Origin of the sequence: Herminiimonas sp. Marseille-P9896, assembly GCF_903993245.1 — a bacterium.
GTDB classification, from domain to species: Bacteria; Pseudomonadota; Gammaproteobacteria; order Burkholderiales; family Burkholderiaceae_D; genus Oxalicibacterium; species Oxalicibacterium contaminans.
The window spans coordinates 746,708-768,161 of the sequence record NZ_CAJEVT010000002.1; the positions used below are offsets into that span (position 1 = coordinate 746,708).

A 21,454-nucleotide genomic window follows, 5' to 3' on the forward strand; every position below is an offset into this window, starting at 1 on the left:
CCGTTCTGTTTGTCCCTGGCCGCATTATGTCGGCGCACGCTGGTGGCTGGGTTAGAATTGCGGCTACAAAAATGAATTAGCGACGCTGTAGTCGCATGTCTCCTTATGTCCCTTATTGAAGCTACCCAGGCTGCCTTTGGCTTGCTCTTTTCGGGCGATGCTGTGCTATGGCGTATCATCTGGATCTCGCTCAAGACCTCCATTATCGGCTTGCTGATTGCCACGCCTATCGCCGTGCTGATCGGTTACCTGATTGCGACCCGCGAATTCATTGGTCGTCGCATCGTGATCTGGATCGCACAGGCGGCCTTGTCCCTGCCTACCGTATTGATCGGCCTTTTGCTATATCTGATGCTGTCGCGTCAAGGGCCTATGGGCTCCTTGCAATGGTTGTTTACCCAGTCGAGCATCATTCTCGGTCAGGTTCTCATCGTGCTGCCGGTATTGATTGCCTTCACCTTGTCGGCAGTGCAGGCGGCAGATCCGCGCCTGGCGGAAACCGCGATCGTGCACGGCGCTTCCAACTGGCGCGTGATGCTAACGGTATTGCATGAAGTCCGGTTCGGCGTGATGGCCGCTGTGATCAATGGTTTCGGCCGGGTGATTTCAGAAGTCGGTTGCGCGATGATGGTGGGCGGGAATATTGCCGGTGAAACGCGCACGATTACGACAGCGATCGCGTTGGAAACCAGCAAAGGCGAATTTGCGCAGGGTATCGCATTGGGCATCGTCCTGATTGCCTTCGCCTTGCTGATCAATGCCGCGATGATGTTGTTGCAGGGTGATACGCGCCCAGCGAGGAATATGTAATGGATGCACTTTTATCTATCCAGCGTTTGCAAAAGAGCTTTCATCAGCGCCGCCTGCTTGATATAGAAGATTTGTCGATCGCACAGGCACAGGCGTATGTGCTGACGGGTTCCAACGGTTCGGGCAAGAGCACGCTGATGCGCATACTGGCCGGACTCGAATCGGCGGATACGGCCGAGGTGAAGTTTCAGGGTGAGACCGTCCAGCTGTCACCGTATCCGCGCCTGATGCGCGATGCGATCGTCTATGTGCACCAGCATCCGGTCATGTTTTCCACCAGCGTCGAAGAAAATATCGCCTACGGTTTAACCGTGCGCGGTGTGGCGAAAAACATCATCGCTGAGAAAGTAGAGGAAGCGATTGCATGGGCAGGCATCGCACACTTGCGAGCCAGCATACCGAACTTCCTTTCAGGTGGTGAGAAGCAGCGTGTGGCGCTGGCGCGTGCACGTGTGTTGTCGCCTAAGTTGTTGCTGCTGGATGAGCCGACCGCCAACCTGGATGGTGCAGCGCGTGAACAAGTGATTGCGCTGATTCCGACGCTGGTCAATGAAGGTGGCAGCGTCATCATGGCATGCCATGACCGGGATTTGATCGCCTTGCCGGGCGTACAGCGCCTGAAAATCCGTGACGGCAAACTGGAGATGCGTCCGGTGAATTTGCATCCGTCAGCAGAGACGCCGGCCTAGCCTGAACCTAAGGTAAATACAGGCAGAACAGCGCACCACCTTGCGGCAGGTTGTGCAAGCGGGTGCGTCCTTCTCTGTCCCCATTCTTATGGGCAGCGGCAATGGCAGAACACAAGGCCATGCCCATGCCGGTCGATTGTTTTTCTTCTTCGGTACCGAGACCGGGTCCATCATCCTGTACCGTAAACACCGTTTCCTCAGCCACGGTTTTGCAGCCGACCACGATAGTTGATTTGGCGAAGCGCAAGGCATTTTGTAATGCTGCATCCAGCGCCAGTCCCATCAGGTTTTCATCAAAAAAAGCTACCGGCGGCATGTCGTCGGTATCCAGCGTGATGCTGATCGCGGCTTTGCTGTGATTGCGCAACAAGCCTTTCAGGAAGTCTTCCGGATTGACCGCTTCGATGCGCGGGTGCAAGCCTTGTTCCGACGCTTTGTACAAGGTGAGGAAGCCCACCATCTTGTCGCGCAAGTTCTGGCAGTGATGGTGTGCTTCGGTGGCCTTGCCCTGATCCAAGTCTAGCGTCAGCGCGGAGAGTTCGCCTTCCAGTTCTCCCAGCGCATTCTTCAGGTCGTGCACGATGATGGCGGCCAGTTGCGGATCCATACTCAGGCCTCCACGCTGGCTTTGACCAGGGTTTCACGCAGGAAGCGATACATTTTGGCGACGCGTTCGCTATTTGGCATCAACACATCGAGCTGTGCCAGATAGGCGTTCACGCGTTCGACGTAGTTGCGATCCAGTCCTTTCTGGCTCATCCACAGCAAATGCAGTTGTGCGGCTGCCAGCAGCACGCCGGTGTTTTCAGGTGTTGCAGTGAGCGCTTCTTCCAGCTTGGCCAGCGATTCATCGAATTGACCGGAGCGCATCAATTGCGTCGCTTGTTCGACGATGAGCGCACCTTCGCTGATGGATTCATCGACGACTTTTTCTATCAGCGCTTCATTGCCGGTATCTTGCAGTACGCGACGGGCGAAGGCGACCAGACGAGTATTTTCGTGATCGGCCTTGATGGCTTTGGCGACGATGCGTGCACCTTCTTCGTCCAGGCCGACGCAAAATGCCGCTTTTGCCAGGGTCAATGTATGGATGTCGGCACGTATGCCGTCAGCCAGTTCTTTGGCTGAAGCAAAAGCCGCTTGTGCCGAGTTCATATCACCAAGGCGGGCAAAGGCTTGTGCCGCTATCGTGGCTTGTCGTGCGGCGAAGTAGGGATCGTCCTGATGGTCCTGCGCTGCTGCGCTGAGTACGGCGAGTGCATCTGCTGCATCGCCTATATCGACTTGTACCTGTGCCAGTGACAGTGCATCGGAAGCCTGTGCAGTGAGCGAGCCACGAGTATGCGTGAGCGCTTTGTTGAATGCCTGCTTAGCCTGTTCCAGATTGCCGACGCGGTAGGCGGCATCGCCCATCAGGCGGCTGCGTCGTGCAGATGGAATGACTGCATAGGATTTGTTGAAGGCGTCGAGTACCGCTTCTTCATTGCCCTGAGCTTCAGCAATTTGCGCCAGCAAATCATAGGCGTCGACGAATTGAACATTCGTTTCCAGTACTTCGTTGACCAGTTTTTTTGCCTGATCGAGCTGACCGGCAGCCTGGTCGCAGCGTGCGAGGCCGAGCCTGGCCCAGACCAGGTCGTTACGCAAAGTCAGCGCTTTGTTATAAGTTGAGCGCGCCTGTTCGATATTGCCCAGCTCCAGCGCGGAGCTACCCTTGATTTTAAGGATGTCGACTATCCACTTGGGTTCGGCTGCAAGTACGGTATCGCATTCGGCGATGGCGCCTGCCAGGTCTTTCATTTGCAGGCGGTCCGTGATTGGTTTCAACGCCTGTTGGCGATCCAGCAGGCGTTCCAGGCGATCAGCGATTTTGCCTCCGGTCAGTGGCTTCACCATATAAGCATCGGGCTGGAATTCGGCGGCGCTGGCCACGCTGTCGTAACTGCTTTCGGCTGTCACCATGAAGAACATGGCGGTCGGCGACAGCAGCTTTTGCGAGCGCAGGTACTCCAGTACTTGCTGGCCGTTGGTTTCCTTGTTCAGGTTGTAGTCGCAGATGATGACGTCGTAATTGGTATTGCGTATGCGTTTGATCGCATCATTCGGCGTGACGGACTGGTCGACTTGCTCGATACCGAGTTGGCCGAGCTGGGTGCGAATATTTTGTCGCATCGTCTGCATATCGTCGACAACGAGTGCGCGCAGCCTGGCAAGACGGGTATTGAGGATGGTGGCCATTGTGGGGCATGGAATTGGGATACCCCATCATACGGCTATGTGTGCGTGCTTGCCATCAAAAATGTTTTCTATACTAGTGTTTGCAACGACATTCAGGATTAAACCGGCAAGGCTGCGCGATGGCGGGCTGCGGTCGCTGCCAGTGCGGAGTGCGCAATGGTATAGGAGGGCATCTCGAATACCGACGAGCTTAAGGAGCGGGCGACGCGTGGTCGATGCATGATGACCGGTACCGCCAGCGGCAACACGATAGGTTTGCAATGCACCGGGCCGCGACGCTTGATGATCTCTACCGACATGCGGCCATCAGCAGCGGGCTGGCACAACATACGCAAAGGAGCTGGTGAAGACTGGTTTTGTGCTGCCAGCGGACGGAATACGAAAGTCAGGCCATCGTTGGCCGCTGCCATCAGTTGCAGGCGACGCAGATGATCGGGACGAGCTTCCGGCAGCCAGCACAGAAGGGCGCCGAAGTGCACGTTTTTGACGGCTTGTTCGACCGCCCAGATGCGGTCCATAGGCTTGTCGGCTTCAATCAGGATCAGGTGGTTCTTATCCAGGCCGAGGTCGGATAGCGCGGCGGAAATATGCGCCGGTGCCAGCAAAATAACGGTTTTGCCTTCTTGTGTCAGGCGTGTCAGGGTGGGAGCCAGCAAGCGCAGTTCACCGATATCAGGTTGCGCCAGCAGCAATTCGATCAGCACCGAAGCAGGCCAGCCGCCATTCGGCAATTCCAGGTCCAGCGCGCGATAAGCGGACGGCTGTGGGTGCGCACGAGCGGCTTGTGCTGCTTCTGCCGACCATGCCGATTCAGGAAAGGACGCTGCTGGGAAAGTGAAATTGCTTGCGACTGCGGCCATAAAACCTCCAAATGCTGTTTGGGATAACGCACCCGATGAACAGGTGAGTTAGCAATATACTGTATAAACATACAGTATAAAAGGTTTTTTTATATAAATTTGCTGACAGTCGTTTATGTGGCTTGCATGCCTTTCCTGGTCTTGGCCTGTTACTTGCCGCCTTCCACCAGCGTCATTTTCCGGCGTATACGCTGGGCTTCAGCGGCATCCCCGGCCTGTTCTGCACGCATCGCCTGCACTCCCAGCCAGGCCAGTAAAGGCCGTCGCCAGCCCTGTGCCGATGCTGTTTCTACCGCCGCACTAATGACTGCGGGAGACGCGCGTTTGCCTTGCAAGAGGACGCCAGCGGCAAGCAGACGCGATAGCGGATCTTCGATGCCGAGCATGGCACTGGCAGCGGCGCTGTCTGAGCTGGCTCCGGCTACTGCGCGATGCTGGGCCGGGAGTTGTGCGATCTCCGATGGCTGGATTTTTCCTGCCAGGTAGTTGGCATAGGCGACTTCGGCAGCGGGAGCGTCCTGTCTCAATTTCTCAAACTCGGTGCAGCCATCCAGTACCAGGCTCGCGACCTGGGCTGCGCAACGTGTGAGTTCTACGCGTGCCAGCAAGTCTATGCGCCCTGTGCGGGTGACTTCATTGCGGGCATACAGGAATTCCTGATCGGCGACGCGGGTATTGCCTGTGAGGTAGGCATTGCTGGCGCGTTCGGTCGCATCCTTGGCATTGATTTGCCAGTCAGGTACAGGTTTGCCTGCGCATGCAGCTAACAACAGGGTAGCTAATAGAGCAGGGGCGAGACGGATAGTCTTCATGGCAGGTTCAACTCCGTATCGCGGGCAAATGGCCATTTGCGGTTGATTTCATTTACCAGTTGTTCGACTTTGCGCAGGCTGCGATCCACATCGGCGCGCAAGGAGCCGAGGTCGCCGCTGGCTGCTTTGGCATTGCCACTGATGACTTGCGCATCGGCCAGTACCGTGTCGATTTTCTTCAGGCTGTTGCGTGCCTCGCCCAGCATGGCGTTGAGCTGGACGATGGTGGCCTGGCTGTCGCCATCCTTGCCGAAGACCTGCTTGTCGGTTTTCACCAGCAAGCCGTCGACCTTGGCCAGTACATCGTTGGCGCGATCCAGTGTCTGCAGGATTTTTTGTGCATCCTTGTCGCTGCCTACCAGCGCACCCAAAGCGCCATGTTTGCCATTGAGCTTGTCGGTCAGGCCTTGCAGGTTGGTCAGGCTGGCATTCAGCGCGGATTCGGCCGAGGTCAGGTTGTTGACGTTGTCGATTAATTGCTTGGCGGCGGAAACCAGCAGCGGTATTTCTGCCGCCACATCACCGACCAGCAAGGCACGTTCGGCACCGGCATCCAGCGGCGGATCAGTAGGGACGCCAGTAAAGGCGCGGATACGCGTGCTGCCGACGATGCCACGCTCCATCGTGAAGATGCTGGAGCTGCGCAGCCAGTGCGCATCCTTTTTGGCAATCGCGACCAGGATGCGGGCCTTGCCATCCTTGCCCAGTTCTATGCGGTTGATACGACCGACCGGAAAGCCGGAAAAGGTCAGGTCCATGCCGACGCTGACGCCGTCCGAATCATCTGCCAGCAATACCAGCTCCTGCGTCGCTTCGAACGCACCGCGTGCATACATCAGATAGGCGATCGAGCCCGCGATCAGGGCGATCAGGAAGATCAGCAGGATGGCGGCCTTGAATTCAAGGTTGTGCGGCACCACCGCGCGCAGTTGTGCGTTCGGTGAGGCTGGATTAGGTGTCTGTTCTGGTGGTACTTGCATGGCAATCAGGCGCAGCCTTTATCAGGATTAGAAATAATTGCCCATCAGGGAAGCAATCTGTATCAACAGGATAACGAAGAATAGCCTGACCATAGCTGCCAGTTCGCTGGCAGCCTTGAGACGGCTGGCGAGTGGTTCCCGCGGATTATCGTATAGCGACGAAGCCATAGGAATCAACGATACAGCAAGACTGAAGAATAAAGTCTTGAGCAGGAAAATCATCGAAACCGAGGGATTGAAGATTTGTCCGACCACGCGGGTGTAATCCGCGAGTGCCCATTGCGTGAAACCGTAGATCGACAGATAAGTCAGGATCAGCGCCAGTATGCAACTGACTGCGGCCAGCATCCAGACCGAGAAGATACCTGCAATCGCACGCGGGAAGAATTCAGCACGTATCGGGTCTATGCCTTGCTGGCGCATCGCCAGCAGGTCGCCGCGCCTGCGCATTTCTGCCAGCTCTACACCATCCGGCAAGGTACGGCGCAAGGCGACGAAGAGGGCGGCCGTCAGCGGGATCAGTTCCAGCACCAGCATGCGCACCACCATATCCAGTGCGTATTTGGAGAGGCCGTAGCTCAGTGCGGTGACCATCACGATGCGGATCAGGATCACGCTGATCAGTGATGACAGCAGCGAGAACCAGATCAGGTTGGTACTGGTGCCGAGTACCAGCTGGTGCGCAATCGCATAGCGATGCTCACGCTTATAAGTGGTGGGAGAGAAGGTCAGCGATAGTACGATGACGCCGAACAGGAGTATGCGCCAGCCGCCCAGCAGCCAGCTGAAGGCTGCGCCGCCGGTACGTACTACGGATTGCGGGACGGGTACTTTTACGCTCATGCGAATATGGTAGCAGTGAATTCTGTTCTATAGTCACACACCAGCGGAACCGATGCATAGTAGTCTTGTATCCGACGCGCAATGCCGTAAGCTTGCATCTTGTGATCCACAGACAAATAAACTTATATGGATTTCTTCAAGCCGGAACGTATAGCCCGACTCAAAGCCATGTCGCATGGCGGCAAACCCTTCGTCTTTGACGATGGCGATATACGTACGTTGCAGTTTGACGAGCGCATCGTGCAGAGCGCGATGCGTTTGTCAGCGCCGGATGAGCTGTTGATTCCTTACACACAGGCGATGACGGGCTTTTTGCTGTTTAATCCGGCGCCCGCGCATATCCTGCTGATCGGGCTGGGCGGCGGCTCACTCGTTAAGTACTGCTACAAACATTTGCCAGCGACCCGTTTGACGGTGCTGGAGATAGATGCTGACGTGATTGCCCTGCGCGAGCAATTCATGATTCCGGCGGACGATGAGCGACTGCAAGTTGTGCACGCCGATGCGCACAGCTATTTACGCGAGATGGCGGAAGCAAGTACTGATGTGATTTTGCTTGATGGCTTCAATGCTGACGGCGCGGTAGCGGAGTTGAGCAGCCATGTTTTCTTCGATGACTGTCATCGCGTGCTGCGTGACGGTGGCATCTTGTTGATGAATATGGCTGACGATATGAATACGGCGACTGTCGCCCTGACTGAGGGGCAGTCCCTGTTCACGCTGGGCCGCCTGTGGTGGCTCAAGACGGTAACAGGGAATAGTCATCTGGCCGTGATGCTGAAGGTGGCTGACGATGTGCCTGATGACGGTTTGCGTGACACCATGATGCGTATGTGTCGACAATTTTCACTGGAACTGATTTATCCGCGTCACTTGGTGTGAAAAGTGGTCGCGCGTATCAGTATTTGAAAATAATGCCGGTAATTTTTACAAGCGTACACGCATTAACATTCGAGATTGATTAAAGCGAGTCCGCTTTCCGGATCGAAGCTGCGTTTCAGATAGCTGGGTGCCTCCGTCAGCACCACTTCCAGCGTAGGGCGTACATAAGCCTCCAGCAAATGGCCGCCGTGTGCACTGCCATCGCGTTTGCCGACCACCACATGCGCATGTATTTTGGCTTCGCCATCCTGCAATGCGATATCGCCTATCAGTGACAGCACTTCAACCTGTTCATTCACTACTATCTTTTCATAGTCCTTCTGGTTCCAGTCGAAATAGCCGAGCGTCGCGCTGCTAAAGGCTCCTATCGCCGTGAAGCGGCTGGCGTTCAAATTATTATCCCGGGCGAAGCGCTGGATTTGTGACACGACTTCTTCACCGGTTTCCAGTATCAGTACATAGGTCTTTTCCGGTGCGTCGTTAATAATCTTGCTATGCATGTTAAGCTACCTCTCATATTGTTCTTCGATATCGTTTGTCAACAGCTGTACAGCTTCGGTTCCCTGACCGGGGCAAGCCATAAGCTGTAATCAGGGACATACGCTTTGCTACGCCTCTTCATCTTGCTGCATGTCTAAAAAGTTGGGAACTCTTGTTTGTTCTGCATCTCCAACTGAGCAAAATACGGACCACCATGTCAATCTAAAAACCGCGTCAGCGGGGAGGAAGAAATATGGTCAGTACTACCTGCACGCATGCTCGTACCTTATGCGGGACGCACGCTATCCTTACGCAGTGTTTCATCTGTAAGCAGCCTGGTTGCGGCCAGGTCATGTCTCCAAGCATCCGCCTGAGTTTTTCCTGCAAGCAAAGTGAGGTTCACTTTGTTTAAAAAACTGCTCAAACGGAATCTGGATTTTTCTTTTGCCGAAGACGCGTCCACGCCATCGGAAGAACCTGTGCGCGTGGAAATATTCAGCGCCGAGCGACTTGAAGCACACGCTGCGCATCTTGCCGCGATACAAAAAATCGGTACTGCATCCGGTGCCGCCAGCCTGGTTGCGGCCGCACGTGAAAACGGCAAGATACTGACCGCTGCGCACGCTGCCATCGAGCACGCAACTGCAGAGCGCCGTGCAATTACTTCAGCAGCAGAATGGCTGCTCGATAACTTGCACGTCATAGATGAAAATGTTGCCAGCGTGGTCGAAGGCTTGCCGCGGCGTCTGTATCGCGGCTTGCCCAAGCTCGTCGGTGGCGATCATGCCGGACAGATACGTATCTATGCCTTGTGCTGGGAGTTCGCCGCACATACCGACAATCATTTCGATCCCGAGATATTCCTGCGTTTCGTGCGCTCGTATCAATCCGTACAACGTTTGACGATGGCAGAGCTGTGGAGCTTGCCAGTGGTGATGCGGGCAGTGCTGCTCGAACATTTGCGTCGCGTCGCAGTACGCGTCGTCAAGGCGCAGGCAGCGCGTGAAGCTGCAGATGATTTCGCGAATGACCTGATCGTCATTGCACAGAAAATGCCGGAGAACGAACAACCCGGCATCGTCCTGCCACCGGGGCGTTTGCTGCAGCCATTTGTGGTGCAACTGGTGCAACGCCTGCGTTACCAGCAGCCGGGTTTCACTCCCTTGCTTGATGCATTGGGTGCACGCCTGCTGGACCAGGGGCCGACCATCGATGACATCGTCCTGCGTGAACATACGACGCAGGTGGCATCGAACCAGACCATACGCAACATCATCACCAGCATGCGCACGATAGCGGCATATGACTGGCGCGTCTTCTTTGAATCCGTCAGCCTGGTCGAACAGAAGCTGCTGTCCCTGGCCAATTACGCCGAACTGGATTTCCTGACGCGTGATCGTTATCGCAAGATCATTCAACACATCGCGCTGAACGCGCGCTACTCCGAGCAGCAAATTGCCGATGCGCTGGTGCGCAAAATAGAATCGCATCGCAGTCAGATGTCACCCGAGGATATCGTGGCAGATGAACGTGCACTCGACCCCGGTTACTACCTGCTGGGTCGTGGTCGCAGTGATCTTGAAGCGGAGCTGGGTTACATACCTCATCTGACACAAAAACTGCGTCGCCATTACATTGCGCATGCCAGCCTGTATTACCCGCTGACCATACTCTCGATGGCAGTGTTGATACTGGCGTTTCCATGGTGGACGACCTACGGCAAGGAGGTGTCGCCAATATGGCTGACGCTGCTGGTCGTTGCCGGTCTGTTTCCTGCTGTCGACATCGCCGTGGCTTTCATCAACAAGGTCTTGATGCGGCTGTTCTGGCCGCGCCATTTGCCACGTGTCGAACTGGCCGATATCACCGACAAGATGCGCACCTTTGTGGCGGTGCCCATCATGCTCACCAGTGAAGAAGGGCTGGAAGAAGAGATACAGCAACTGGAGACGCATTACCTGTCGAATCCGGACGGCGAAGTGTATTTCACCTTGTTGTCTGACTGGGCTGATGCGAAACAGGAGCACATGCCGCAAGATCTTCCTTTGCTGGAGAAGGCGCGGCGTTGTATCGCGGAGCTGAATACGCGTTATGGCCCGAGCAAAAGCGGACAGACACGTTTCTATGTCCTGCATCGTCGCCGCTTGTGGAATGAGAGCGAAGGCAAGTGGATGGGCTGGGAACGCAAGCGTGGCAAGTTGCATGAGTTCAATCGCTTGTTGCGTGACGCGCAAGAGACCTCCTTTTTACTCGACGACATACCAGTACCGCGCAATGTGCGCTATGTGGTGACGCTGGATGCTGACACGCGTTTGCCGATAGGTGCGTTACGCGCGCTGGTGGGTGTCGCCGTGCATCCGTTGAACCAGCCGCGGCATGATCCGGACACCATGCAGGTAATCGAGGGCTACGGCATCCTGCAGCCGCGCATTACACCTACCTTGCCTATGCAGCAGGAGCGCACCTTGTACCGTCGTTTCTTCTCGGCGCGCGGCGGGGTAGATCCATACGGTGGGGCGGTATCTGATGTGTACCAGGATGTATTCGGCTGGGGTAGTTACTCCGGCAAAGGGCTTTACGACGTCGATGCCTTCGAGCGTGCCTTGTCCGGCAAGGTGCCGGAAAACACCATGCTCAGCCATGATTTGTTTGAAGGTGCGCTGGCGCGTTGCGCGCTGGTGAATGATGTCGAGTTGTTTGAAGATTTCCCGTCGCATGTGGAAGAAGCAGCCGCACGCCAGCATCGCTGGACGCGTGGTGACTGGCAGTTGTTGCCGTGGCTGCTGCATACCGGGCGCGTTTCTATGTCGACCATAGACAGGCTCAAGATCGCCGATAACATGCGGCGCTCGCTGACCGCACCTGCGATACTGTTGACTCTTGTTGCCAGCTTCTTCCTGACCGGAGCACCGAGCTGGCCGTGGTTAGTGCTGGCGATAGTCGGATTGGCACCGCCAGCCGTCTTTCGTTTCTTCTCTGACTTGCTGCCGCACCGCGATGACCTCAATTTCAGGGCGCACTGGCGACGCGGTCTGGCCGTGCTGCCGGATACCATGGCAGTGGTCTTTATCTCGCTCGCGATGCTGGCGCAGTATTCCTGGCTGATGCTGGATGCGATAGTGCGGACGCTGGTGCGTCTGGTCTTTACCCGGAAAAAATTACTGGAGTGGATTACCTCGGCCCAGGTGCGGCGCGCGAAGAAGTATTCATACAGCAGTTTCTTCTGGCGTGGCCGCATGGGCATGGTCATCGCGGTAGTGATCATAGTCGCGCTTGCCGTATTTGATCCGGCCGGTTTATGGCTGGGACTGCCGTTCTGTCTGCTATGGCTGGCTGGCCCCTTGATCGCACGCGCGATCAGCTTGCCGCCGGTGGATACCAATGTCGAAGAACTGGATGTGGCGGAAGAGACCGAATTGCGTCTGGTGGCGCGCCGCACCTGGCGTTTCTTCACGACCTTTGTCGTAGCGCAGGACAACTTCCTGCCACCGGATAATTTCCAGGAAGATCCGCAGCCGGTGATTGCGCATCGCACCTCGCCTACCAATTTCGGCTTGTATCTGCTGTCGGTGGTGAGCGCGCGCGACTTTGGCTGGATCGGCCTGACAGACGTGATGCACAGGCTGGAAGCGACGATGGAGACGCTGCAGAAGCTGCCGCGCTATCACGGTCATTTCTACAATTGGTATGAGACCGAACGGCTGGAAGTGTTGTCGCCGCGCTATATCTCTACGGTAGACAGCGGCAATCTGGCCGGACACTTATTTGCACTGGCACAGGCCTGCAAGGATGCGAAGGAACAAAGCGTGCTGCGGCCGACTATCGTGGCGGGCATGCGGGACGCTGTGCTGCTGTTGCGATTGGCAATCGATGGCATAGGGCATGAATTGCGCACGCAGGCAGTCAGCATTCATGAGTTGCGTAAAAGCGTCGAACAATTCAGCGACTTCCTGCTGACCACGAATGCAGTATCGCCTGCATATGCGTTCTGGGAAAAAATGGTCGAGCGCTCAGAGCATCTGTTCGACCTGGCGCAAGCGTTTTCGGTAGAGGTCAAGAGTCCCGACAATGAAGTGCTGACCTGGGCCAATGAACTACGCGCCGCAGTACGCATGCATTGCAATGATTTCGTCGTGATGATGCCGTGGGTGCATCTGGAAGAACAGGATGGCGGCAGTCATCCCGAGCTGTGGCAAGTCATCAATAGCAATATCAATATACACATCGCACTGGAAGATTTACCCGCAGCCTATCTGGCAGCGCGACGCGACATCGCGCGACTGTTCAACGCGCAAAACCGGCTCGACCCGGACGTCATCCCGCAGCAATTGTTCGATGCACTGGATGGCGCGCTGATGCAGGCGGCAGTACTGGCGGTTGAATGGCTGGACAGGTTGGAGAAAATGGAAGCGACTGCACGCGAGATGGCAACGGAGATGGATTTCCGTTTCCTGATGTCGCCGGAGCGGCAATTGTTTTCGATTGGTTACAACGCGGACGAAGGCAGGCTGGACGATAGCTATTACGATTTGCTGGCGTCGGAAGCACGCCTCGCCAGCCTGGTCGCGATCGCTGAGCGCCAGGCTTCGCCGTCCCACTGGTTCCGCCTCGGACGTCGTATGCTGCCCGGCATTAACGGGCCGGTCCTGGCCTCATGGTCGGGCTCCATGTTTGAGTACCTGATGCCATCGCTGGTGATTTCGTCGCCACGCGGCAGCATGCTGGACCAGACTTGTCGCGACATCGTGGCGCGCCAGATTCAGTACGGCAAGGAGCGTCATGTGCCGTGGGGCGTATCCGAGTCCGCGATGAATGTGCGTGATCGTGCCTACACCTATCAATACTCTGCATTCGGTGTGCCGGGCTTGGGTCTCAAACGCGGGCTGGAGAAAGACATCGTCATCGCGCCGTACGCAACCGGACTGGCAGCGATGTATATGCCCAAGAGCGCGGTCGCCAACTTCCGTCGCCTGGCAGAGATAGGCGCACTGGGGCGTTATGGTTTCTATGAAGCGCTGGATTTCACCCCGGGACGCCGTGCGGAGAACCAGACCATGGCCACTGTGCGTGCCTATATGGCACATCACCAGGGCATGCTGTTGGTGGCGCTGGGGAATGTGATCAATCGTAATGTGATGCGTCATCGCTTCCACCACGAGCCTATCATTCGTTCGGCCGAACTATTGCTGCACGAATCACAACCGCGCTGGGTGCAACCAGCGTCGCTGGCACTGCGCGAAGAACGCGAGCGGCCGACTGTGGTGATGCCGGAATCCGGCGTGGCGCGGCAATTCGACAGTGCAATGACGGCGACGCCGGAAACCCAGTTGCTGTCGAACGGTCACTATGCGGTGATGATGACGGCGGCCGGTTCCGGCTACAGCTTGTGGAATAAGCTGGGTGTCACGCGCTGGCGTGAAGATGCGACCCGCGATCACTGGGGCAGTCACATCTATCTGCGCGATTCCGAAAGCGGTACGTACTGGTCGGCTGGGTTCCAGCCAACTGCGGTCGAGCCGGATTCCTATCAGGTCAAGTTCGCCGAGGACAGGGTGCGTATCTCGCGTGCCGATGGTTCTATCTCCAGCATGCTGGAAGTGATCGTGTCGCCGGAAGACGATACCGAGTTGCGCCGCCTGACCCTGACCAACAACGGTACCCGTACGCGCCACATCGAAGTGACTTCGTATATGGAAGTGTTGCTGGCTCCGGTCGCGGCTGATATTGCGCATCCGGCATTTTCCAATCTGTTTGTCGAAACCGAGTATCTGCACGAGATACGTGGCTTGCTGGCCTCGCGTCGGCCACGCAAGGATGGTGAACCCCGGCCGTGGGCGGCGCATGTAGTCGCGCGTGGTGAAGGCAGCGACAGTGCGGTTGGTATCGAGTATGAAACTGACAGAGCCCGTTTCATAGGCCGCGGCCAGGGCGTGAGCAATCCTTTGTCCATCATTGATGGTCGTCCTTTATCGAATACGGTAGGTGCGGTGCTGGACCCTATCTTCAGCTTGCGCGTTCGGGTGCGGCTGGAACCGGGTGAGATTGTGCATCTGGTGTTCTCGACGATGGCGGCTAACTCACGCGAAGAAATCCTCAGCCTCGCCGATAAATACCATGACGGCTCTGCCTTCGCGCGGGTTTCGGCGCTGGTGTGGACGCATGCGCAAGTGCAATTGCATTACCTGCGTGTCGAGCATTACGAAGCGGAACTGTTCCAGCATCTGGCCAGTCGCATCCTGTTTTCCGATCGCAGCGCGCGGGCCAGTGGCCGGGTGATACGTTCCATGCGCCTGAGTCATGCCGGCTTGTGGGGGCAGGGCATTTCGGGTGATAGGCCTATCGTCCTGCTGCGCATGGCCAAGCAGGAAGACTTGCGTCTGGTGTCGCAATTGCTGCGCGCGCATGAATACTGGCGCATGAAGCAATTACCAGTGGATCTGGTGATCCTGAATGAGAAAGGCGCGTCCTACGCACAGGAGCTGCAGGCAGCAATGGAAGGCATGGTACGTGCAGCGCAAGCCTTCTCGGCGCAGCAGGAGCAGGCTGAGCGTGGCGGTGCATACATCGTCAGGGCAGATGTCATTACCGATGATGAGCGTACCTTGTTGCTCGCTTCTGCACGTGTGGTGCTGGAAGGCGGGCAGGGTAGTCTGGCTGAACAATTGCAGGCGCGTCCTGAAGTGGAAGAGAATCCGCCGTTCTCGTGGCTTAAACGTGAAATTCAGGGTCCGCGTGCCGGACCGCCTAGCGTGCCGCCGCAACTGACGCTGTTCAACGGCCTCGGTGGTTTCGACAAGGATGGCCGTGAATATGTGATCGTGCTGGGGCAGGATCAGGTCACACCAGCTCCGTGGATTAATGTCATTGCCAATCCGACTTTCGGTTTCACCGTATCCGAGCGGGGTGCGGGCTATACCTGGAGCCAGAACAGCCGGGAAAACAAGCTGACGCCATGGTCCAACGATCCGGTCTCTGATCCTTCCGGTGAGGCCTTTTATATACGTGATGAAGAAAGTGGCGCACTGTGGAGTCCGACCATCTCACCTATCCGCGTACCGCATGCGATTTACACGACGCGGCATGGGCAGGGTTATAGTCGCTTCGAGCTCAATTGCAGTGGCATCGTCAGTGAATTGCTGCAATTCGTCAGCTGGGATGATCCGGTCAAGATCTGTCGTTTACGCCTGAAAAATGTATCACGTGGTGCGCGTCGCCTGTCGCTCAGCTCCTATATCGAATGGGCGATGGGTGCGACCCGTGCCGACAACGTTCCTTTCATCGCGACTGAACGTGATGCCGAGAGTGGTGCATTGTTTGCGCGCAATCCGTGGAATATCGAATTCGGCCACAGGGTGGCTTTCATGGATTTGTGTGGCAAGCAGACTGCGTGGACCGGTGATCGCAAGGAGTTTATCGGCCGCAACGGCAACTTCCAGAAGCCTGAAGCCCTGACGCACGGCAGCGTGCTGTCGAATCGCGTTGGTGCCGGTTTCGATCCTTGCGGTATACTGCAGACCCAGGTCGAGATTGCAGTCGATGGCGAAGTCGAGATTGTGTTCCTGATGGGGCAGGCCGATGACGCAGATACGGCGCGTGCGCTGGTGCAACGTTATCGCGCCGCCAATATTGAAGAAGTATTCGCAAGCAGTCAGCGTAACTGGCACAACATCTTGCACAAGGTGCAGGTAGAAACACCCGATCGTTCGATGGACTACCTGCTGAACGGCTGGTTGCTGTATCAGACCCTGAGTTGCCGCTTCTGGGCGCGTACGGCGTTCTATCAGGCTGGTGGTGCTTATGGTTTCCGCGATCAGTTGCAGGACACGCAAGCACTGGCACTGGTCGCGCCGACCCTGGCGCGTGAACAAATCCTGCGTGCGTCATCGCGCCAGTTCCCGGAAGGCGACGTGCAGCACTGGTGGCATCCGCCCAGCGGGCGCGGCGTGCGTACGCATATCTCGGATGATTTAATCTGGCTGCCGTACTGCGCTGCGCATTATGTCGGTGTGACGGGCGATGCGCAGATTTACGATGAAATGCAGCCTTTCCTTGAAGGCGATCCTTTGCCATTGGAGAAGGAAGACGCTTATTTCGAAGCGCATATCTCGGAACAAACCGCGAGTGTGTATGAGCATTGCGCGCGTGCACTGGATCACAGCCTGCATACCGGGCCGCATGGCTTGCCGTTGATGGGCGGTGGCGACTGGAACGATGGCATGAACCGGGTCGGGCATGGTGGTAAAGGTGAAAGCGTGTGGCTGGCGTGGTTCCTGTACGCCACCTTGCTGCGTTTCGCACCAGTAGCGGAAGCACGCAAGGACAAGGCGCGCGCGACGCGCTGGCGCAAGCATGCAGAGAAACTGAAGAAAGCTACCGAGCAGCATGCATGGGATGGTGCATGGTATCGCCGCGCCTATTTCGACGATGGCACGCCGCTAGGTTCGGCCAGCAATGCCGAGTGCCGTATCGATTCGATCGCACAGAGCTGGTCGGTCATTTCCGGCGCGGGCGAGCCGGAGCGTAGCCAGCGTGCGATGGACTCAGTGGATCAATACCTGATCCGGCCGGGCGATGATTTGATCCTGCTCTTCACACCGCCGTTCGACAAGACGCCGCTGGATCCAGGCTACATCAAAGGCTATTTGCCGGGCGTGCGGGAAAACGGCGGACAGTACACGCATGCCGCCGTGTGGTGTCTGATCGCTTATTCAAAAATGGGCAAGGGCGGGCAGGCGCATGACTTGTTCAAGATGATCAATCCGGCAAATCGCAGCAGTTCGCGCACCGGCATGGCCGCATACAAGGTCGAACCGTACGCAGTGGCTGCCGATATCTATGCGGAGTCGCCACATGTCAGGCGCGGCGGCTGGACCTGGTACACCGGTGCCGCAGGCTGGCTGTACCGGGCCGGGGTAGAGTCGATACTGGGCTTGTGCGTACAGGCGGATCGGCTCAGCCTCGATCCTTGTCTGCCGAATGAATGGCGGAATGCGAAGCTCCATTATCGCTATGGTGCGACGGTCTACAACATCACGATCCAGAATCCGACCGGTATCAGCAAGGGTGTGCTGCGGGTAGAGCTGGATGGTGTGGTGATGCCGGATCAATTCGTCACCATGCGTGATGATGGCGCAGCGCATACCGTTACCGTGCTGATGGGCACGCCGGTCTTGCCGACCGTCTGACTCATGTCCGGAAGCAGTGGGTGCCGAGCCGGGCATCCGTTGCTTTGCATCATCAGCCAGATTTTTCCAAACCGCGAATAGCTATCCAAAAGCCTCGCATCTCGGCTCTTAGCTTCTGCATCCAATCACGATAATGGTGTTCCATGCCGTCATACCCATACCGGGTACGAACGCTCACCGACTATCCATAAGGATGAAACGATGCTGACCGAACGCGAATTAGAAAGCTGTTACCTGGGCCAATTCATTCCTGTCCACTATCACCACAATATGCTGATGGACAACCGACGCATGTCGGGCTTCAAGGCAGCGATCACGCATCTGGTTGCGCCGGGCGCCAAGGTGCTGGAGCTGGGTGGCGGTACTGGTGTGCTGTCATGGTTTGCCGCGGCCAAAGCAGAAAAAGTCTGGTGCGTCGAGTACAACCCGGACCTGGTAGCAGAAGCGAAGCGTTTCCTGGCGCAAAACGTAAACGGTGACAAGGTGGAAGTGATACAGGGCGATGCCTTTGAATACCTGCCGCCGGAGCCGGTCGATGTCGTCATCTGTGAAATGATCCACGTCGCCATGCTGCGTGAGAAGCAGGTGCAGGTGATTGAGTCCTTCAAGCAGCGCTATCTGGAGAAATTCGGTGGTCCGCTGCCACTCTTCATCCCGGAAGCGATGATCATGGCGGTCCAGCCTTTACAGCAGGATTACTGCTTCGAGGGTTATAACGCGCCTATCGTACAGTTCCAGGAACCGACTTTCATCCAGCCTGGCAGCGTTGAGCTGGCGCAGCCTTCGGTTTATTCCCTGCTGGATTTCACCCAGGCCGTACCGGCGCAAATCGCGTGGCAAGGTGTGTTTGCGATCGAACACGACGGCACGGTGAATGCCCTGCGTTTTGTGACCAAGAATATCCTGGCCGTCGTGATGGAACAGTCAACGACAGTTGATTGGCTGAATCATTACCTGGTCTTGCCGTTGGCGGAACCAGTCAGCGTACAAAAAGGCGATCAGCTATACGTCAGCCTGGAGTACAAGGCGGGCGGTTCGATCCCGTCGCTGCAAGCTTCGTTGCGTGCCCAGCATTTGCATGTGGTGGAAGCGGAATGGGCGGCGCAGAGCCAGCATGTGGCGGCATATGCCTGATAAGTAACGCGGGGCAGGACAAGAAGCAAAATAGCGAGCGCAGCAGGCTCGCTATTTTTATTTGAGCACGAGGGAAACGACCAGCAGTAGGATGCCGATAAAGATAGCGACGCCCAGCAGCGCGGCAGCCAGCACATAGAACGGATTCAGGCTGGTATTGTCCTTCTCGTAATCCGAGCGGCGGCGCAAGCCGATGAAGGACCAGAAAATCGCACCCATGGTCGCGAAAAACGACATTTTTTCGGGTTCCTGCTTGATCGGTTCCGACATCATTTTCTCCTTCAGGTCAGCAAAAGCATACTCCTGGTATGCCCGGCTACACAGCATCAGATGCGACGATATTTCCCGTAGCAGACACGTGCGTACGGGAAATTCTGCCGGTTAGTGCTCGGATGTCAACAAACGCATGGTCTGGATCAGTGCCTTGCATTCATCCGGATTGCCTATGCTGATGCGCAGGTATTGGTTGATACGCGGATGGTTGAAGTGGCGCACGATAATCGCACGTTCACGCAAACCGGCTGCCAATTGGCTGGCGGGCAGCGACGCATGGCGCGCAAAGATGAAGTTGGCAGTTGATGGCAGCACCGAGAAGCCGAGCTTTTCCAGTTCCTGCGTCATATGTTCACGGCTGTCGATAATCGCCTTGCGGGTTTGCTGGAAGTAAACTTCGTCGCCATAGCTGGCAACCGCACCGGTCAGCGCCATACGATCCAGCGGATAGGAGTTGAAACTGTTCTTCACGCGTTCCAGCGCTTCTATCAGCTTGGGATGGCCCATCGCAAAGCCGACGCGCAAGCCAGCCAGTGAGCGCGACTTCGAGAAGGTGCGGATCACCAGCAGGTTCGGATATTTATGGATCAGCGGCAAGGCAGTCTCACCACCGAAGTCGACATAGGCTTCATCGATAGCAATTACCACATTCGGTTGCTTGATCAGCAGTTCTTCGATTGCAGCCAGTGGCAGGGCGATGCCGGTCGGTGCGTTCGGGTTCGGGAAGATGATGCCGCCACAGGACTGGTCGTGGTAGTCGGCCAGCTTAATGCCCATTTGCTCATCCAGCGGGATTTCCTGATAGTCGATGCCAAACAGTTTGCAATAAACCGGATAGAAGCTATAGGTGATGTCCGGGAACAGCAAAGGTGCCTGGTGCTTGAGCAAGGCCATGAAGACAAAGGCCAGCACTTCATCGGAACCATTGCCGATGAAAATCTCATTGGTCGCTACCTGATGATAATCAGCCAGCGTCTGTTTCAGCGCGCTGGAGTCCGGATCGGGGTAGAGGCGCAGCGTTTCTGCGGTGACCGCGTGCAGTGCCGACATGACGGTTGGTGACGGCGGGTATGGGTTTTCGTTGGTATTCAGCTTGATCAAGCCCGGCAATTTCGGTTGCTCACCCGGTACGTACGGCGTGAGTGTTTGCACTATAGGGCTCCAGAACTGGCTCATGACTGCTTTCCTTTTTCGATAGATATGCGCATTTTATCGTGAGCGGTGGCTAAATAGAAAATCGCCAAGTGGCGGGGACGGAAAGATCCTTGCGCTTGTGACAAGGAAAGCGTGGCCGGGGCAAGGATTTATGCATGTCTGCACGCGCCACGGCTGATAAATCGGCCTCATTCTGGTACAGTGCCGCCATGAGTAAATTGACCCTAGACCGTATCCTGCAATCGCAGGGATTCGGCACCAGAAAATACTGCCGCAACCTGATAGAAGACGGCGAAGTCAGCATTAATGGCGAGAGCGTGACCGATTACCGCGCCGCTTTCGATACCAGCGACCTCGAATTCACGATTTTTGATGAAGTCTGGCGTTATCGTGAACACGTCTACATCGTGTTGAACAAGCCAGCCAACTTTGAATGCTCGCGCAAGCCCAGCCATCATCCCGGTGTGTTGACGCTGCTGCCTGAGCAATTCACCTGGCGTGAACTGCAACCGGTCGGACGACTGGATCACGATACGACCGGCATGCTGCTGATGTCGGACGACGGACCTTTCATCCATGCGCAATCGTCGCCCAAGCGCCATATCCCGAAAGTCTATGTTGCCACCACCGCGGATCCGGTCACGCCGGAGCTGATCGCGCAATTGCTGGGCGGCGTGCAGTTGCACGATGAACCGGCGCCGCTGGCTGCGCAAACCTGCCGCATGCTGAGTGCGAATGAACTGGAAATCGTGCTGGAGCAGGGTAAATACCACCAGGTCAAACGCATGCTGGCGGCGGCAGGGAATCATTGCTCGGCTTTGCGTCGCGTTGCCATCGGCAGCCTGACACTGGAATCGCTGGAGCTGGAAGAGGGCGAGTGGGCCTACCTGAGTGAAGCGCAGCTGGCTTTGCTGGCTCCGGTTTAATCCAGATCGGCACCTGAGTCCTGCCACGAACGGGCTTGCTGAACTTGCCGTCAGCAAGCCCGTTTGTTTTCAACTGTATCTGCAATTTGTAAATTAGCGTTAAATGTGTGTAATGAGAGACAAATGTCAGGTTAAATCTAACATTTGCAACACGCCTTGCAGCGCGGTCTCGTCACATTCCATGCAT

At 56.5% G+C, this 21,454-nt stretch carries 15 protein-coding genes; 6 read left to right on the forward strand and 9 right to left on the reverse strand.

What is annotated here, in order from left to right; translation table 11 throughout:
• The first annotated feature begins 105 nt into the window (after nucleotides 1-105).
• A complete protein-coding gene (locus tag H7U06_RS08970; RefSeq protein ID WP_175625784.1) occupies nucleotides 106-810 on the forward strand; it encodes an ABC transporter permease in 705 nt (234 codons plus the stop codon).
• Nucleotides 810-1,499 (forward strand): energy-coupling factor ABC transporter ATP-binding protein, encoded by a 690-nt coding sequence (locus tag H7U06_RS08975; RefSeq protein WP_175625785.1) that lies wholly within the window; start codon nucleotides 810-812, stop codon nucleotides 1,497-1,499. The genes H7U06_RS08970 and H7U06_RS08975 overlap by 1 nt, the downstream gene beginning before the upstream one ends.
• A 7-nt stretch (nucleotides 1,500-1,506) precedes the next feature.
• Here H7U06_RS08975 and H7U06_RS08980 read toward each other — a convergent pair whose 3' ends face one another.
• The 6 genes from H7U06_RS08980 to H7U06_RS09005 all read right to left on the reverse strand — a co-directional run bounded on the left by H7U06_RS08980 (nucleotide 1,507) and on the right by H7U06_RS09005 (nucleotide 7,232).
• Nucleotides 1,507-2,106 (reverse strand): sensor histidine kinase KdpD, encoded by a 600-nt coding sequence (locus H7U06_RS08980; RefSeq protein ID WP_175625786.1) that lies wholly within the window; start codon nucleotides 2,104-2,106, stop codon nucleotides 1,507-1,509.
• A 2-nt stretch (nucleotides 2,107-2,108) separates the two neighbouring features.
• A complete protein-coding gene (locus H7U06_RS08985) occupies nucleotides 2,109-3,737 on the reverse strand; it encodes a tetratricopeptide repeat protein (protein WP_175625787.1) in 1,629 nt (542 codons plus the stop codon).
• Nucleotides 3,738-3,835: 98 nt separating this feature from the next.
• Complete coding sequence (imuA, locus tag H7U06_RS08990) at nucleotides 3,836-4,597, reverse strand: translesion DNA synthesis-associated protein ImuA (RefSeq protein ID WP_175625788.1); 762 nt, start codon at nucleotides 4,595-4,597, stop codon at nucleotides 3,836-3,838.
• 149 nt (nucleotides 4,598-4,746) lie between these two features.
• A complete protein-coding gene (locus H7U06_RS08995) occupies nucleotides 4,747-5,409 on the reverse strand; it encodes a hypothetical protein (protein ID WP_254873189.1) in 663 nt (220 codons plus the stop codon).
• The gene (locus H7U06_RS09000) at nucleotides 5,406-6,389 is read right to left on the reverse strand and encodes an MlaD family protein (protein WP_175625790.1); all 984 of its coding nucleotides are present in this window, start codon (nucleotides 6,387-6,389) and stop codon (nucleotides 5,406-5,408) included. Before H7U06_RS09000 ends, H7U06_RS08995 begins: the two co-directional genes overlap by 4 nt.
• 27 nt (nucleotides 6,390-6,416) lie before the next feature.
• Nucleotides 6,417-7,232, reverse strand: coding sequence for an ABC transporter permease (locus H7U06_RS09005; protein WP_175625791.1), 816 nt, complete (start codon nucleotides 7,230-7,232; stop codon nucleotides 6,417-6,419).
• Between the two features lie 126 nt (nucleotides 7,233-7,358).
• Between H7U06_RS09005 and H7U06_RS09010 the strand changes: the two genes are divergently transcribed.
• On the forward strand, nucleotides 7,359-8,114 hold the full coding sequence (locus tag H7U06_RS09010) for a fused MFS/spermidine synthase (RefSeq protein ID WP_175625792.1): 756 nt from the start codon (nucleotides 7,359-7,361) through the stop codon (nucleotides 8,112-8,114).
• A gap of 62 nt (nucleotides 8,115-8,176) precedes the next feature.
• Here the strand turns inward: H7U06_RS09010 and H7U06_RS09015 are convergent, their stop codons facing one another.
• Nucleotides 8,177-8,614 carry a PPC domain-containing DNA-binding protein gene (locus tag H7U06_RS09015; protein WP_175625793.1) on the reverse strand — a complete coding sequence of 146 codons (438 nt, stop codon included), beginning with the start codon at nucleotides 8,612-8,614 and terminating at the stop codon, nucleotides 8,177-8,179.
• Between the two features lie 384 nt (nucleotides 8,615-8,998).
• Between H7U06_RS09015 and H7U06_RS09020 the strand changes: the two genes are divergently transcribed.
• Nucleotides 8,999-17,779, forward strand: a complete 8,781-nt coding sequence (locus H7U06_RS09020) for a GH36-type glycosyl hydrolase domain-containing protein (protein WP_175625794.1) — start codon at nucleotides 8,999-9,001, stop codon at nucleotides 17,777-17,779.
• 201 nt (nucleotides 17,780-17,980) lie between these two features.
• On the forward strand, nucleotides 17,981-18,913 hold the full coding sequence (locus H7U06_RS09025) for a methyltransferase domain-containing protein (protein ID WP_175625795.1): 933 nt from the start codon (nucleotides 17,981-17,983) through the stop codon (nucleotides 18,911-18,913).
• A 57-nt stretch (nucleotides 18,914-18,970) separates the two neighbouring features.
• On the opposite strand, the gene H7U06_RS09030 is transcribed toward H7U06_RS09025, so the two are convergent.
• Nucleotides 18,971-19,183: a DUF2970 domain-containing protein gene (locus H7U06_RS09030; protein ID WP_230089586.1), complete on the reverse strand. Its 213-nt coding sequence runs from the start codon at nucleotides 19,181-19,183 to the stop codon at nucleotides 18,971-18,973.
• A gap of 111 nt (nucleotides 19,184-19,294) precedes the next feature.
• Nucleotides 19,295-20,362 carry a histidinol-phosphate transaminase gene (hisC, locus tag H7U06_RS09035; RefSeq protein ID WP_175625796.1) on the reverse strand — a complete coding sequence of 356 codons (1,068 nt, stop codon included), beginning with the start codon at nucleotides 20,360-20,362 and terminating at the stop codon, nucleotides 19,295-19,297.
• 188 nt (nucleotides 20,363-20,550) lie between these two features.
• On the opposite strand from hisC, the gene H7U06_RS09040 reads away from it, so the two are divergent.
• Nucleotides 20,551-21,267 (forward strand): pseudouridine synthase, encoded by a 717-nt coding sequence (locus tag H7U06_RS09040; RefSeq protein ID WP_175626098.1) that lies wholly within the window; start codon nucleotides 20,551-20,553, stop codon nucleotides 21,265-21,267.
• Nucleotides 21,268-21,454: the final 187 nt, after the last annotated feature.